The sequence below is a fragment of the Vibrio chemaguriensis genome, from assembly GCF_012275705.1.
GTDB classification, from domain to species: Bacteria; Pseudomonadota; Gammaproteobacteria; order Enterobacterales; family Vibrionaceae; genus Vibrio; species Vibrio diabolicus.
The window spans coordinates 401,329-416,520 of sequence record NZ_SHOE01000001.1 but is presented as its reverse complement, the minus strand read 5'-3'; the positions used below and the strand labels follow the sequence as shown (position 1 = coordinate 416,520).

Below are 15,192 nucleotides of genomic sequence, written 5' to 3'. Positions count from 1 at the left end.
ACTGTGCACTTCTTGCGCATCTTGTTTTTATTATTACTACTAAGTCTTAGTAAAGAAAAGAAAGATTTAACACTAAAGCAACATTTGTGATCGGGGGACTTCTTCATCCGGAAAGAATCTTTGGTAAACAAAGCTTCGCTCGCTTCATCAACGACCGTCAAAGTAGGTAATAGAGGCAGGATCAAAAATGGAGCGGCTAGTGCACACTCCATTTCAAACAATTTAAATTAGAACCAACGCTCTAGTGACGACTTATCGAGCTGGCGAAACGCTCGGTTCAGTATTATCGCAAGCTCTTTATAACGAGGGCGAGCTTTAACAGGCTCTAGTGCAAAACCTGTTTCCACAATTTTTTGATGCAGTTCCCGATACCAAGACGCCAGAGAAGGCGGCAATTTCGTGTTGGATCGAGTACCAAGCCACCAAATCCCTTGGAGTGGCAAGCTAATCGCAAACAAGGCGACAACAATAGACTGAGGTAACGCGTGGTAATTGTTGAATGCCATTTGAGTGAGTACGCTGATCGCAGCAACGGCTGGCATGACTTTAATGCCAAAGCGAGTCGCCTTAATGATACGCTGTTCCGGAAATATGGCGCTTAGCTCTTTACGAACCGGCCAGATCTCCATGTAATTCTGGCCATCTTTCAGGCTATGGATCAATCCGACTTTATTACTCATACCGCTCTCTCACTAAAAAATAGTTGAACATTTCAACTGAAGGTACAGAAAATTGATGAAAGTTAATATTCTTTCAAATTTTTTTTGTTATCATTGCTTATTATCGCTATCCTTTGCAGACCCTCAATCTCATTGTTGCTGTTATTTACAATTTAAGCAACTCCGAGATATCTATCTGCACGGATCGCATCATAGTGATGGATGGGTTCATCACTATTTCTTTATATGGAATTAGAACAATTTTTGACCAGGATTAGTACGCAGCCTTCTGGGTATCGGCTATTCTTGTGATTAATTTTTCATTCTTTAACTGATTTTTTATCAGACGAATAACAGGTAGTCATACATGTCTAAGCTAGTTTTAGTTTTAAACTGCGGTAGTTCTTCTCTTAAATTTGCCGTTGTTGATGCCGAGAACGGCGACGAGCACTTATCAGGTCTTGCTGAGTGTCTTCACCTTCCTGAAGCTCGCATCAAGTGGAAACTTGATGGCAAGCACGAAGCTCAACTAGGCAATGGTGCAGCTCACGAAGAAGCACTAGCGTTTATGGTAGAAACTATTCTTGCTTCTAAGCCAGAGCTTAAAGCTAACCTAGGCGCAATCGGTCACCGTATCGTTCACGGCGGCGAGCAGTTCACTCAATCTGCACTAATCACTGATGAAGTTCTAAAAGGTATTCAAGACGCTGCAACATTTGCACCTCTTCATAACCCTGCTCACATCATCGGTATCGAAGCGGCTAAGAAAAACTTCCCAGAGCTGAAAAACGTTGCTGTATTTGACACTGCGTTCCACCAAACTATGCCTGAAGAGTCTTACCTATACGCTCTTCCATACAACCTATACAAAGAACACGGTATCCGTCGTTACGGCATGCACGGTACTTCTCACTTGTTCATCACTCGTGAAGTTGCAGGCCTACTAAACAAACCAGTTGAAGAAGTAAACATCATCAACTGTCACCTAGGTAACGGCGCATCTGTATGTGCGATCAAGAACGGTCAATCTGTAGACACTTCTATGGGTCTTACTCCACTTGAAGGTCTAGTAATGGGTACTCGCTGTGGCGACATCGACCCTGCGATCATCTTCCACCTACACGACGCTCTAGGTTACTCTGTTGATCAAATCAACACGATGCTAACTAAAGAGTCTGGTCTTCAAGGTCTAACTGAAGTGACTTCTGACTGTCGTTTCGTTGAAGACAACTACGGTGAGAAAGAAGAAGCAACACGCGCAATGGACGTGTTCTGCCACCGTCTAGCTAAGTACGTAGCTGGCTACACTGCTTCAATGGACGGTCGTCTAGACGCAATCACTTTCACTGGCGGTATCGGCGAGAACTCTGGCCCTATCCGTGAAATGGTTCTAAACCGTCTTGGCATCTTCGGTATCGAAGTAGATAGCGAAGCTAACCTTAAAGCTCGCTTTGGCGGCGAAGGCGTTATCACGACTGAAAACAGCCGTATCCCTGCAATGGTTATCTCTACTAACGAAGAGCTAGTCATCGCTGAAGACACTGCACGCCTGACAGGTCTTTAATTGAATTACTGGCTAGCCACTCGGCTAGCCAGATTTTCATTCAAACGAATTTCTTAGGGGCTCAACTCCTATTCTTCGAGCTTCATGGAATAAGAGTTGAGCTTTTATCCCCCAAATAGCTAAAGGTACTCTACGAATGTCTCGTACTATTATGCTTATCCCTACTAGCGCAGGCGTTGGCCTAACAAGCGTTAGCATGGGTGTTCTTCGCGCTATGGAGCGTAAAGGCGTTAAAGTTTCTTTCTACAAGCCAATCTGTCAGCCACGTTCAGGTGGTGAGCAGCCAGATCTGACTTCAACTATCGTTGGCCACAACAGCGATATGAAGATCGGTGAACCAATGGCGATGTCTGTTGCTGAAAGCCTAATCGGTAACGACAACATGGACGAGCTGCTAGAAACCGTTGTTGAACGTTACAACCAAATCAACAAAGACGCAGACGTTACGCTAATCGAAGGTCTTGTACCTACTCGTAAGCACCCATTTGCAAACCAAGTAAACGCGGAAATCGCGGCAACACTTGGTGCAGAAATCGTGCTAGTTGCGACTCCAGGTACTGATAACCCAGCGCAACTGAAAGAGCGTATCGAAGTAGCATGTTCTAACTTCGGCGGCACTAAGAACAAAAACATCTCTGGCGTTATCATCAACAAGCTAAACGCTCCTGTTGACGAAGCTGGCCGTACTCGCCCTGACCTATCTGAAATCTTTGACGATGCAGATAGCGCGAAACAAAACGAATTGAAAGTGATGGAAATCTTCAACACTTCTCCAATTCGTGTACTAGGTTGCGTGCCATGGAGCATTGATCTGATTGCGACTCGTGCAATCGACATGGCTAAGCACCTGAAAGCAGATATCATCAACGAAGGTGACATCAACACTCGTCGCATCAAGAGCATCACTTTCTGTGCACGTTCTCTGCCAAACATGATTGAGCATTTCAAACCTGGCTCTCTACTTGTTACTTCTGCAGACCGTCCTGATGTTATCGTTGCTGCTTCTCTTGCTGCAATGAACGGTGTGGATATTGGTGCTGTACTGCTAACTGGCGGTTACGACATCCCTCGCGAAATCGAAGGTCTATGTAAACCAGCGTTCGACACTGGTCTACCTATCTTCAAAGCACAAGGTAACACTTGGCAGACATCTCTAAACCTACAGAGCTTCAGCATCGAAGTACCTGCAGACGATAAAGAGCGTATCGAGTTCATCAACGAGCACGTTGCTGGTCACATCGACGGTAACTGGATCGAGTCAATGACTGAAGGTACTCAGAAGTCTCGTCGTCTAAGCCCACCAGCGTTCCGTTACCAGCTAACTGAACTTGCTCGTAAAGCAGGCAAGCGTATCGTTCTTCCAGAAGGTGACGAACCACGTACTGTTAAAGCGGCAGCAATCTGTGCTGAACGCGGCATTGCAGACTGTGTGCTTCTAGGTAACCCAGATGAAATCCGTCGCGTAGCAGCTCAACAAGGCGTTGAGCTAGGTACTGGCGTAACCATCATCGATGCCGATGCTGTTCGTGAAAACTACGTTGCTCGTCTAGTTGAGCTGCGCGGTGCGAAAGGCATGACTGAAGTTGTGGCTCGTGAGAAGCTACAAGATTCAGTATTCCTAGGCACAATGATGCTTGAGAACGACGAAGTTGACGGCCTAGTTTCTGGTGCTGTTCATACTACGGCGAACACTATCGTTCCTCCGTTCCAAATCATCAAGACTGCACCAAATGCGTCTATCGTATCTTCAGTATTCTTCATGCTTCTGCCTGATCAAGTACTGGTTTACGGTGACTGTGCGATCAACCCAGATCCAACCGCTGAACAGCTTGCTGAAATCGCTATCCAATCTGCTGACTCTGCAGCAGCATTCGGTATCGACCCTCGCGTTGCTATGATCTCTTACTCTACTGGTGAATCTGGTAAGGGTGCAGACGTTGATAAAGTACGTGAAGCAACTCGCATCGCGAAAGAGAAGCGTCCTGATCTAGTGATCGACGGTCCTCTACAGTACGACGCAGCTATCATGGAAAACGTGGCAGCGTCTAAAGCGCCTAACTCTCCAGTAGCAGGTAAAGCGACAGTATTCGTATTCCCAGACCTAAACACGGGTAACACGACTTACAAAGCGGTACAACGTTCAGCTGACCTAGTTTCTATCGGTCCAATGCTGCAAGGTATGCGCAAGCCTGTAAACGACTTGTCTCGTGGCGCGCTAGTAGACGATATCGTGTACACAATCGCTCTAACAGCAATCCAAGCAGACCAAGAAGCTAAATAATCGCTTCTGACATCTAGTTGGACAACTATCCAAAGCCCTCGATTCGTCGAGGGCTTTTTCTATTGTTGGCCACACAGCAAAGAGGCTATGAGCAATAGCACTAATACGCTCTTACGAATACAGCGCCATAAATACCCCAGCCCCAACCACAACACAACCTGTCATCACGGGTGCGATTCGGCGCCAAAGCTTCTTATCCCCTATCGCGATGACCATCCCCATTTTCACAATGGTATTAACCGAAGCGGCAATCAAAATGCCTAACGCAGCAGTGGTCACGCTTAATGTTTGCGTACTTTGACGTCCGAGGGTTAACGAGATCGCATCAACGTCAGTAATCCCTGATAAAGCAGAAAGGATCAACACACCCGCGTTGCCGAACCAGTCAGACAAAGCATGAGCAAGCAGCATAATCACCGCCAACACGAGGCCAAAGAACAGTGCCGACTGCAAAGCAAGAGGGTTCGTTTGCTTATTTGATTGCTCAATCTGCTCAACTTCACTTCTGCGCCAAATCCACCATGCCGGAATGTACAGCGCAACCATCATCGCCATCACAATTGGCCAAAGCAGTTTCACTAATTGTGGATTGATAACAGACAGTACGATAAGTAAACGAGGGAACATGGTTCCGCAGCTCAAAAGAATACCACTAGCGAGTAACGGGCTGATGCTCGCTTGCTCACGAGAAAGATGGGAAAACTGCAATGTTAATGCTGTCGAAGAGCTAAGCCCCGCAAATACAGACGTAAACAAAATACCTCGCTTCGCCCCGCCGATCTTTATCGCAAAATAACCGACAAAAGAGATACTAGCGATCAGCACAACCATCCACCAAATCTCATACGGGTTAAGTGCATTCCAAGGGCCGTAAGATTGATTTGGTAACAGTGGTAACATGACTATCGAGATAAGTAATAAACGCAGTGCTGCGTCTAACTCATACTCTTGCAGTTTTTGTAGCGCTTGATGTAGCTCTCTTTTGTTATCAAGCACCACCGCGGTAATAACGGCCGCTGCTGCAGCCAAAACAGCCTCACCCGACACGGTAAGGTTACCCAGAACAAACACCACCATGATACTAACCACGCCAGTGATGCTCACATCTCCGCTCTTTTTCTGCTGTATAACAAAAGCGATGCAAGTGAGGATGACTAAAGCGATAAGCGCAAAACCAATGAGTAAAGGTGTATAGATGTTGGCGAGAATGCCAACTAAACCACCGAGTAAACCGACTAAAGAAAAAGTACGAATGCCTGCTACACGACTGCCTTCTACGCTATTGCGCATCACCCAGCCACGTTGGGTGCCAACAATTGCCCCTAGTAATAGAGCAATAAGCAGATTCCAAATTAGATGCTCGCCACTGACAAACTCATTGATATCCATGCATCACCCCGTTAAAAAGCGGTTGTTATATCATTAGTTTATTTGAATATGGGTAAGAAGCTGTGACGATGAGAGGATAATCAGAAAATGGCCCCGGTTCCCTGCTTACCATTGCGTCTTATAATTTCATTATTCTTTTATCTACCACCAAAACGTAATAGAACGAAGCGGCCCTCCCTGTTCAATTTATCAGCATTATTTACATTTCAACTGAACTTTCTTACTAGAACTACGTAACGAAGATGGACCGCTATTAAGCAAACTCACACATAAGTAAGGAATACATATGAACAACTCCATCAACAACTCACTGATAAAGCTTGGTTTAGCTGCATTTCTGTTCAGTTTTTCTTCATTCAGCTTTTCTGCCCCAAGCATTAAAGGCGTTGATCAAGATATGTCCGGAGGAACGGTAACCGCAAAAATGGCTCATGCTGACGACAACGGATGGATGGTAGTCCACCGAACAGACGAATCAATGAAGCCTGGCCCTGTTATCGGCTATGCCCCACTAAAGATGGGACAGAATGAGAACGTGAATGCAATTTTGATGGAACCGGTTGAGTCTGGCGACATGCTGATGCTAATGGTCCACGGAGAAAAAGGGGGAATGAAGACTGGCGTATTTGAATATACACTCGGAGCCAAAGAAGATGGCCCTGTAAAAGTCGACGGAAAATTAGTGATGGACGTCGTACGCGCTAAGTAGACGAGCGCACACTTAAGAGTCACTCTCCTGCTCCTAGTATTTAGTTGGCATCAAAGTACTTAACGATATTGCTAACCGTTAAGTACTTTTTCATTTCTGATGGAGGTAGCAAACTAGCTAATTATTTCTCTTCCATGAGGAGAGTTTAAGTCTAAATCAGGCCCTTTGGGTACGACTTGCGTCGGGTTAATCCCAGTGTGGCTGAAATAGTAGTGACGTTTAATATGGTAGAAATCCGTGGTTTCTTCGACGCCTTCGACTTGATACAGCTCTTTTAAGTATCCTTGAATATTTTCGTAGTCTGCGATGCGCTGCTTGTTACATTTGAAGTGGCCCACATACACGGCATCGAAACGGATCAGAGTCGTAAACAAACGCCAATCAGCCTCGGTAATAGTATTCCCCGCTAAATAACGATGCGTCGCTAGGTGCGAATCGATTTTATCTAGCGCAGCGAATAAAGAATCGAATGCTTCTTCATATGCCTCTTGCGTGGTCGCAAAACCACAGCGATACACTCCATTGTTGACGTTTGGATAAACAAAATCGTTCCATTCGTCAATAACATGCTTTAGCTGTTCTGGATAATAGTCATCGTGGTTTCCTGTTAACTCATTGAACTCCGAGTTAAACATACGAATAATTTCTGACGACTCATTCGACACGATCGTATTGGTCTTTTTATCCCAAAGCACAGGCACAGTTACACGGCCTGTGTAATCTGGTTTGGCCTGCGTGTAGATTTGGTGCATACGAGTGTGACCAAATAGTGGCTCAGGAAGCCCCATTTGCCAGCCTTGGCTTAACATATCAGGGCAAACAACCGTGACATCAATATGTGGTTCTAAGCCTTTCAGCTTGCGGAAGATGAGCGTTCGGTGTGCCCAAGGACAAGCAAGAGAGACATACAAATGGTATCGACCAGACTCTGGTTTAAACTCCGCATCAGGTTCGTTTTTAACCCAGTTACGGAATCCGGCATCTTCACGCACAAATTTGCCACCATTTGATTTTGTGTCATACCAGACGTCATGCCAAACACCTTCGACCAACTTACCCATGATTGCGCTCCTCTCATTCTGTTTATGTCTATATTAGCGTTTCCTATCAAACAGAAAATCACTGAACTTAGGACATCATGTTCAAGAAATTCGAATGTATAAATCAGATGCATAAAAAAAGCGCGACCCGATAAAGGTGTCGCGCTTAAGCCCGTCACAGGCTGAATTTATACACTAACGTGTAAACAAGATACCGCGTGAACGTCGTTACCTTGAATCGTTGGCTTCGTCTTCGCACACTCTTCGGTTGCTTGTGGGCAACGAGTGCGGAACACACAACCCGATGGTGGACTGATCGGCGAAGGAAGGTCGCCTTCCAGCATTTGGATTTTCTTACTGCGCTCAATGTTCGGGTCCGGAATCGGAACCGCTGACATCAATGCGCGTGTATATGGGTGCTTAGGATCAGCAAACAGCGCCTCCGCCTCACCGAGTTCGACAGCATTACCCAAGTACATGACCAAAACACGATCTGAGATATGTTTAACCACTGACAAGTCATGCGCAATGAATACCAGAGAAAGGCCTAGTTCTTTTTGAATCTCTTTAAGCAGGTTAACAACCTGAGCTTGAATAGATACATCAAGCGCCGATACGGGTTCATCACAGATGATCATCTTAGGCTTAAGGATAAGCGCACGCGCAATACCGATACGCTGGCACTGACCACCCGAGAACTCGTGCGGATAACGGTTGATCACATTTGGTAGTAGACCCACTTTCGCCATCATCTCTTTAACGCGGTCTTTCACTTCCTGCTTAGACAGTTCTGGGTAGAACGTTTCAAGAGGCTCAGCAATAATGTCGCCAACCGTCATACGTGGGTTAAGAGAAGCCAAAGGATCTTGGAAAATCATTTGGATTTCTTTACGCGTTTCACGACGTTGGACGTCTTTCATCTTAGTTAGATCTTGACCCAACCAAACTACTTCGCCATCCGTCGCTTCAACAAGACCGATGATGGCGCGCGCAAACGTCGATTTACCACAACCTGACTCGCCTACTACACCAAGTGTTTCCCCTTCGTATAGTCGAACGTTCACCCCATCAACCGCTTTTAGGCTTGAAGGCTTTGACCACGGCCATGCCGATTTTGACGCAATGCTGAAGTGAACTTTCAGCTCTGAAATGTCCAGAATTAGCTTTTTATCTACTGCGTTCATTTGTTCCAAGCCTCCCATTCAGAAAAACATGCGCGCTGACGGCCATCACCAAATGGAGTCAGAATTGGCGCTTCACGCTTACAACGATCCATCACTCGGTGACAACGCTCTTGATAAGGGCAGCCCGGTGGTAGACGAAGCAAGTTTGGTGGATTACCAGGAATGGTTGGTAGAATTTCACCTTCCGTATCAAGGCGAGGAATCGCCTTCAGCAGCCCCTCTGCATAAGGGTGGCTTGGATTATAGAAGATTTCGTTTACGTTGCCGTACTCCATCGTACGACCTGCATACATCACCAGCACTTTGTCACACGAACCTGCAACAACACCAAGGTCGTGCGTGATCATGATGATCGCCGTGTTGAACTCGTCTTTAAGCTCATTAAGCAGGTCCATGATCTGTGCTTGAACCGTCACATCAAGTGCAGTTGTTGGCTCATCGGCAATAAGCAGTTTAGGGCGACATAACAACGCCATCGCGATCATTACACGCTGACGCATACCGCCTGAAAACTCATGCGGGTACATCGTGATACGCTTACGCGCTTCAGGGATTTTCACCGCTTCCAGCATGCGTACTGATTCTTCAAATGCTTCCGCTTTGCCCATACCTTTATGCAGCATAAGCACTTCCATCAACTGGTCACTTACCTTCATGTAAGGGTTCAGCGATGTCATTGGGTCTTGGAAGATCATTGCAATCTGTTCAGCGCGAACTTTGTTCAGTTCTTTTTCTGGTAAGTTTAAGATTTCTTTGCCTTCAAACTTTGCGCTACCAGAGATAATACCGTTTTTAGCCAAAAGGCCCATGATTGCGAATACGGTTTGAGATTTACCTGATCCCGACTCTCCAACGATGCCTAAGGTTTCGCCTTGGTTGAGAGAGAAGTTCAAATCGTTTACTGCGGTTACGATACCATCTTGCGTGGTGAATTCGACGCGCAGATCTTTGACATCTAATAAGCTCATCATTGCTTCCTTAATCTTATCTTTTAATTATCTGTCTTTTGGATCCAGCGCATCGCGCAGGCCGTCACCAACGTAGTTGAAGCAGAATAGCGTCACAACCATGAACACTGCTGGGAATGCCAGCTGCCAGATTGCCACTTCCATTGTCTGTGCACCTTCTTGTAGAAGCGCGCCCCAACTTGTCATCGGTTCCTGAACACCAAGACCAAGGAATGATAGGAATGACTCCGTCAGGATCATGCTCGGGATAAGCAGCGTAGAGTAAACCGCTACAATACCCAGTACGTTCGGCACGATATGACGAGTGATAATTTTCCAGTTGCTAACACCACATACATGTGCAGCTTCGATGAACTCTTTGCTACGTAAGCTGAGTGTCTGACCACGTACGATACGCGCCATATCTAGCCATGCGATAGCACCAATCGCGACAAAGATCAGCATGATGTTACGACCGAAGAATGTCACAAGTACGATAACTAGGAACATAAACGGTACCGCGTACAAAATCTCTAGAATACGCATCATCACACGGTCAACTTTACCACCGATAAAACCAGATGCTGCGCCATAGAGCGTACCAATCAGTACGGCTACAAAGGCACCCATGACCCCCACCATCAACGAAATACGACCGCCGATTAGCGTGCGTACGTATAAGTCACGACCTAAGCTGTCGGTACCAAACCAATGGTCAGCATTCGGTGCAACGTGCATCGCGTACCAGTCAGTATCATCAAAGGTGTGCGGTGCGATCATTGGCAGAATAATCACCGCCAACGTCATTAGAACAAGAAGGAATAAGCTCACCATTGCCGCTTTGTTGCGCATAAAACGGATACGAGCATCTTGCCAAAGACTGCGACCTTCAATCTCCAAGTTTTCGGAGAACTTCTCAATCGCTTCTAGGTTTTCTTTTTTCGTTAACATAACCAAACGTCCCTGTTAGTAGCGAATTTTCGGGTCAATCATTGCAAGTAGAATATCTACAATCGCGTTGAATAAAATGAATAGGAAACCAATCAGGATGGTTACACCCATTACTAGCGAGTAGTCACGGTTAAACGCAGCATTAACGAATAGCTTACCAATACCTGGTAGACCAAAAATGGTTTCGATAACAACAGAACCGGTGATGATACCTACGAAAGCAGGCCCCATGTAAGAAACAACAGGGAGAAGTGCCGGCTTAAGAGCGTGCTTGATGATGATGTAACGGTAGCTTAGACCTTTAGCACGAGCCGTACGAATAAAGTTACTGTTTAGGGTTTCGATCATCGAACCACGTGTAATACGAGCGAAGGTTGCAACATACAGTAGTGACATACCAATGACAGGAAGCACTAAATACTGCCAGCTACCATCTTGCCAACCGCCCGCAGGGAAGATATTCCAGTGAAGCGAGAATAGATAGATAAGCGCAGGTGCCAATACAAAAGAAGGCATTACCACGCCGAGCATCGCTGTCGACATGATGGTGTAATCAATCCAAGTATTCTGCTTGAGCGCAGCAATGGTACCGACGGTAACCCCCATAATCAGGGTAAAGATAAAGGCGATGAAGCCCACTTTAGCCGAAACCGGTAAGGCAACCGCGATCAGCTCGTTAACCGAGTAATCAAGGTATTTAAATGACGGTCCGAAATCCCCTTGGATAACATTGGTCAAATACGTGGTGTATTGTTCAAATACAGGTTTATCTAAGCCATATTTAGCTTCGATATTTGCCATTACTTCGGGTGGCAATGGACGCTCTGTCGAGAAAGGGTTTCCCGGTGCAAAGCGCATAAGAAAGAAAGATACGGTGATCAAAACCAACATTGTTGGGATCGCCTCAAATATCCTTTTTGCGATGAATTTAAGCATAAACTCACTCTTTCAGTCTGTGACAGTTAAATTAAAGAAATCGTCCAATTCTTTTGGACTAAAGATAGGCGCTACATGCAATTTCTCACATGTAGAGCCTCATTTTTATAGTTCTATCGAGTTACGAATTACTCTGTGATGTAGAGATCTTTAGAGTAAATCTTGTCTTCCGCGTTATTGACTGGGAAGCCACCAACTTTCGGTGATATTAGACGTGATTTCACGTACTGGTAGATAGGTGCGATTGGCATATCTTTTGCCATCAACTTCTCTGCTTCTAGGTAAAGCGCTTGACGCTCTTCGTCAGAAGTTGAAGCAAATGCTTTGTTCATGATTGCATCGTACTCTTTGCTGTCGTAGTGAATACCACCAGTAGTGTTATTACTCATCATCAGCGTTAGGAAAGATGAAGCTTCGTTGTAGTCGCCACACCAACCTGCACGAGCAACCTCAAAGTTGCCAGAATCTTTGGTAGATAGGTAAGTTTTCCACTCTTGGTTTTCTAGCGTAACGTCTAGACCAAGCGTCTTCTTCCACATTGAACCCAGTGCAACCGCAAGTTTCTTGTGGTTCTCTGACGTGTTGTATAGAAGGTTAAATTCAAGAGGGTTGTCTGCGCCGTAACCCGCTTCTTCCAATAGACGCGCCGCTTCAGCGTTACGCTCTTCTTGCGTCATTTTGCCGTATGCAGGGATTTCTGGGTTGAAACCCGCCGTGATTTCAGGCGTTAGGAAATAAGCTGGCTTTTGACCCTGTGCTAGGATCGCATCAGTCACGATATTACGGTCAATCGCATAAGAAATCGCTTTACGTACGCGAACATCATCAAACGGCTTTTTCTTCGTGTTGAAGATGTAGTAGTAAGTACACAAGTTACCCGATACAGACACGTCTTCTGGATGCTCTTGCTTCAAACGCTTGAAGTGCTCTGTAGGCAGTTCATTCGTGAAGTCGATTTCACCTGCTAGGAAGCGGTTCATTTCCGCTACTTGGTTTTCGATTGGTAGGAAAGTAACTTGATCAAGCGTCGTGTTTTCGTTGTCCCAGTATTGTTCGTTACGTTTTAGAACTAAACGCTCGTTTACAACCCAGTTGTCAACAACATAAGCACCGTTACCTACAAAGTTCTCAGGCTTCGTCCATTGATCGCCGAACTTTTCAACGGTTGCTTGGTGAACAGGCTTCACTGTTGTGTGGCCCATCATCATCACAAAGTATGGTACAGCAGTGTCTAGCTCAACCACTAACGTGTGGTCGTCAACCGCTTTAACACCCAACTCACTCTTGTCTTTTTTACCCGCAACAATGTCTTTTGCGTTCTTCATCTTGGTGTATTCCATGTACCAAGCGTATGGAGAAGCGGTTGCTGGGTCGACTGCGCGTTGGAAGCTGTATACAAAATCACCTGCAGTAACAGGATCACCGTTAGACCATTTTGCGTCTTCACGTAGGTGGAAAGTGTATGTTTTGTTGTCTTCAGTTTCCCAAGATTCTGCAACACCAGGGATAGTGTTACCGTCCGCATCTTGGTTTACTAGGCCTTCAAGAAGATCGCGAATCACGTGGGATTCTGGAACACCTTGAGATTTATGAGGGTCTATTGTCGCAACTTCTGTACCGTTACCACGCACCAATTCTTGAACAGCAGCAAGTTTTGGCTCTTTAGAATCAGATTTAGCTTCAGGGGCTGGAGCCGGAGCAGGCTCAGCAGCTTGTTTCTCTGCAGGCTTTTCGCCACAACCAGCTAAAGCGAGAGAAAGACCAGCACCAATAAATAAAGCGCGCGTGATTTTATTCTTATACATGCGTAAAACTCCAAATTTTTTCGTTAGCATCCATGACTTCTTTGTAAGGGCCTGGAACGGTCAGAGTTTTAGATTTTTTTAGTGCGTTTTCTGAGCACAAAAGCCTAAAACCTTACAAAGACTGCGGCACACATTAGCAATCATTGAAGTAATTTGCCATAAAAATGTAGCAAAAAAACCAATAATCCTGACTAAACCACACATATCTAGCAGTAAACTCTAATCAAAAAGTATTCACCAGCCAAATGGAGACCAGAAGCGACATTCCACAGACAGAACTTTCGATTAATCTACATTTAAACCATTTGATAGCATCTTATGCTAGATATTTACATATTATTTAACATTTATGACAAATGAAGTCTAACAAATAATTGTTTATATATTGGGCTAAAAACTTTTATTGTGAAGAATATCACCAGAGCGAGTACGGGTTGTGTTGAAGTCAAATGAGCAGAATTATGAAGATAAGTACAAAAAAAGCTAAGTGCCATTGACACTTAGCTTTTTTCACTAGAATGAGGAGTGGGTTCTATTTTTCCCAACGCTGCGCAGCTTGGTGATCAGTATCGCGCGACTCAATCCAACGATCTTCACTCGTCGTGCGTTCTTTCTTCCAAAATGGTGCTTTGGTTTTCAAGTAGTCCATAATGAACTCGCAAGCATCAAATGCTGCTCCACGGTGTGCACTTGAAACACCAACAAAGACGATTTGATCACCGCTATCCATGTCACCAACGCGATGAATCACGCGTACGCCCAATAATGGCCAACGTGATTCAGCTTGATCGCAAATGTCGCTCAAGCTCTTCTCAGTCATGCCTGGGTAGTGTTCCAAGTGCAAACCAACAACATTATCGCCAAGGTTCATATCTCGAACTTTACCAATGAATGTTACGACAGCACCAGCAGCCGTACTTTCGGATAAACGTTGATATTCGTGATCAACGGAAAAGTCTTCAACTTGTACAGAGACGCGTGGATCCATCTTAACCTCCAGTTACCGGTGGGAAAAATGCAACTTCATCCCCCGCTTTTACTTCGGTGTCAAGTGGGACAATAGATTGATTAACAGCAGCAAGTAGCTTTCCTGGCTCTAAAGCCAAATCCCACTTACCATTTTTATCAGCGCCCTCTTCCACGAGATGTGCGCGAATCGCTTCAACCGTTTCAAATTGATCATCTAATTCGACACTGTCGATACCAATCAGCTCACGAGTCTGAGCAAAAAAAAGTACTTTAATCATGATTCCGCCTTGAAGTGTCCAGATTTTCCACCCGTCTTTTCTAGGAGACGAACTTGACCGATAACCATATCTTTTTGCACCGCTTTACACATATCGTAAATCGTCAGTGCAGCAACAGAAGCCGCCGTGAGCGCTTCCATTTCTACGCCCGTTTTACCTGCAAGCTTACAAACAGATTCAATACGAACTTTGTTTTCTGACTCAATAGCCTCCAACTGAACTTCGACTTTAGAAAGCAACAGAGGATGACAAAGTGGAATCAAATCCCACGTTTTCTTTGCAGCTTGGATACCAGCAATTCGAGCCGTCGCGAACACATCACCTTTATGATGCTGCCCGGAAACAATCAGTTGCAAGGTTTCTGGGGCCATGTGAACAAATGCTTCTGCACGTGCTTCACGAACCGTTTCAGCTTTTGCAGACACGTCGACCATGTTAGCTTCGCCAGATGCGTTGATATGGGTAAATTGAGTCATTGTT

The 15,192-nt window shown here is 45.4% G+C and carries 14 protein-coding genes; 3 read left to right on the top strand and 11 right to left on the bottom strand.

The genetic code is table 11. The features are described 5' to 3' along the window. Window positions 1–227: 227 nt before the first annotated feature. Complete coding sequence (gene yfbV, locus EX191_RS01920) at window positions 228–680, bottom strand: terminus macrodomain insulation protein YfbV (protein ID WP_193447032.1); 453 nt, start codon at window positions 678–680, stop codon at window positions 228–230. A gap of 346 nt (window positions 681–1,026) precedes the next feature. On the opposite strand from yfbV, the gene EX191_RS01915 reads away from it, so the two are divergent. Together EX191_RS01915 and pta are read left to right on the top strand one after the other, a co-directional pair. Then, window positions 1,027–2,223 (top strand): acetate kinase, encoded by a 1,197-nt coding sequence (locus EX191_RS01915; protein ID WP_005396635.1) that lies wholly within the window; start codon window positions 1,027–1,029, stop codon window positions 2,221–2,223. Between the two features lie 136 nt (window positions 2,224–2,359). Next, entirely contained in the window at window positions 2,360–4,504 is a 2,145-nt protein-coding gene (pta, locus tag EX191_RS01910; protein ID WP_193447031.1) for a phosphate acetyltransferase, read from the top strand. A gap of 111 nt (window positions 4,505–4,615) precedes the next feature. Here the strand turns inward: pta and EX191_RS01905 are convergent, their stop codons facing one another. Further along, entirely contained in the window at window positions 4,616–5,893 is a 1,278-nt protein-coding gene (locus tag EX191_RS01905) for an MgtC/SapB family protein (protein WP_065646642.1), read from the bottom strand. Between the two features lie 286 nt (window positions 5,894–6,179). Here EX191_RS01905 and EX191_RS01900 point away from each other — a divergent pair, with 286 nt between their 5' ends. Beyond that, the gene (locus EX191_RS01900) at window positions 6,180–6,602 is read left to right on the top strand and encodes a DUF7282 domain-containing protein (protein WP_193447030.1); all 423 of its coding nucleotides are present in this window, start codon (window positions 6,180–6,182) and stop codon (window positions 6,600–6,602) included. A gap of 113 nt (window positions 6,603–6,715) precedes the next feature. Here the strand turns inward: EX191_RS01900 and EX191_RS01895 are convergent, their stop codons facing one another. From EX191_RS01895 to moaC, 9 genes are all read right to left on the bottom strand, one after another. Next, window positions 6,716–7,663: a glutathione S-transferase family protein gene (locus tag EX191_RS01895; protein WP_170902930.1), complete on the bottom strand. Its 948-nt coding sequence runs from the start codon at window positions 7,661–7,663 to the stop codon at window positions 6,716–6,718. Window positions 7,664–7,830: 167 nt separating this feature from the next. Continuing rightward, on the bottom strand, window positions 7,831–8,844 hold the full coding sequence (gene oppF, locus EX191_RS01890; protein ID WP_006742812.1) for a murein tripeptide/oligopeptide ABC transporter ATP binding protein OppF: 1,014 nt from the start codon (window positions 8,842–8,844) through the stop codon (window positions 7,831–7,833). After that, window positions 8,823–9,794, bottom strand: a complete 972-nt coding sequence (gene oppD, locus EX191_RS01885; protein WP_005396641.1) for an ABC transporter ATP-binding protein — start codon at window positions 9,792–9,794, stop codon at window positions 8,823–8,825. Before oppD ends, oppF begins: the two co-directional genes overlap by 22 nt. 27 nt (window positions 9,795–9,821) lie before the next feature. Continuing rightward, window positions 9,822–10,724, bottom strand: a complete 903-nt coding sequence (gene oppC, locus EX191_RS01880) for an oligopeptide ABC transporter permease OppC (RefSeq protein WP_005396642.1) — start codon at window positions 10,722–10,724, stop codon at window positions 9,822–9,824. A 15-nt stretch (window positions 10,725–10,739) separates the two neighbouring features. Next, window positions 10,740–11,660, bottom strand: coding sequence for an oligopeptide ABC transporter permease OppB (gene oppB / locus EX191_RS01875; protein ID WP_006742810.1), 921 nt, complete (start codon window positions 11,658–11,660; stop codon window positions 10,740–10,742). A gap of 128 nt (window positions 11,661–11,788) precedes the next feature. Then, on the bottom strand, window positions 11,789–13,465 hold the full coding sequence (locus tag EX191_RS01870) for an ABC transporter substrate-binding protein (protein ID WP_193447029.1): 1,677 nt from the start codon (window positions 13,463–13,465) through the stop codon (window positions 11,789–11,791). Between the two features lie 532 nt (window positions 13,466–13,997). Beyond that, complete coding sequence (gene moaE, locus EX191_RS01865) at window positions 13,998–14,453, bottom strand: molybdopterin synthase catalytic subunit MoaE (protein ID WP_047010064.1); 456 nt, start codon at window positions 14,451–14,453, stop codon at window positions 13,998–14,000. Window position 14,454: 1 nt separating this feature from the next. After that, on the bottom strand, window positions 14,455–14,712 hold the full coding sequence (gene moaD / locus EX191_RS01860) for a molybdopterin synthase sulfur carrier subunit (protein ID WP_005396646.1): 258 nt from the start codon (window positions 14,710–14,712) through the stop codon (window positions 14,455–14,457). Further along, the gene (gene moaC, locus EX191_RS01855; RefSeq protein ID WP_005396647.1) at window positions 14,709–15,188 is read right to left on the bottom strand and encodes a cyclic pyranopterin monophosphate synthase MoaC; all 480 of its coding nucleotides are present in this window, start codon (window positions 15,186–15,188) and stop codon (window positions 14,709–14,711) included. Before moaC ends, moaD begins: the two co-directional genes overlap by 4 nt. Window positions 15,189–15,192: the final 4 nt, after the last annotated feature.

Bases quoted from the DNA above. Each gene is read 5' to 3' on its own strand.
- yfbV (WP_193447032.1), bottom strand. From the start codon at position 680: ATGAGTAATAAAGTCGGATTGATCCATAGCCTGAAAGATGGCCAGAAT.
- EX191_RS01915 (WP_005396635.1), top strand. From the start codon at position 1,027: ATGTCTAAGCTAGTTTTAGTTTTAAACTGCGGTAGTTCTTCTCTTAAA.
- pta (WP_193447031.1), top strand. From the start codon at position 2,360: ATGTCTCGTACTATTATGCTTATCCCTACTAGCGCAGGCGTTGGCCTA.
- EX191_RS01905 (WP_065646642.1), bottom strand. From the start codon at position 5,893: ATGGATATCAATGAGTTTGTCAGTGGCGAGCATCTAATTTGGAATCTG.
- EX191_RS01900 (WP_193447030.1), top strand. From the start codon at position 6,180: ATGAACAACTCCATCAACAACTCACTGATAAAGCTTGGTTTAGCTGCA.
- EX191_RS01895 (WP_170902930.1), bottom strand. From the start codon at position 7,663: ATGGGTAAGTTGGTCGAAGGTGTTTGGCATGACGTCTGGTATGACACA.
- oppF (WP_006742812.1), bottom strand. From the start codon at position 8,844: ATGGGAGGCTTGGAACAAATGAACGCAGTAGATAAAAAGCTAATTCTG.
- oppD (WP_005396641.1), bottom strand. From the start codon at position 9,794: ATGAGCTTATTAGATGTCAAAGATCTGCGCGTCGAATTCACCACGCAA.
- oppC (WP_005396642.1), bottom strand. From the start codon at position 10,724: ATGTTAACGAAAAAAGAAAACCTAGAAGCGATTGAGAAGTTCTCCGAA.
- oppB (WP_006742810.1), bottom strand. From the start codon at position 11,660: ATGCTTAAATTCATCGCAAAAAGGATATTTGAGGCGATCCCAACAATG.
- EX191_RS01870 (WP_193447029.1), bottom strand. From the start codon at position 13,465: ATGTATAAGAATAAAATCACGCGCGCTTTATTTATTGGTGCTGGTCTT.
- moaE (WP_047010064.1), bottom strand. From the start codon at position 14,453: ATGGATCCACGCGTCTCTGTACAAGTTGAAGACTTTTCCGTTGATCAC.
- moaD (WP_005396646.1), bottom strand. From the start codon at position 14,712: ATGATTAAAGTACTTTTTTTTGCTCAGACTCGTGAGCTGATTGGTATC.
- moaC (WP_005396647.1), bottom strand. From the start codon at position 15,188: ATGACTCAATTTACCCATATCAACGCATCTGGCGAAGCTAACATGGTC.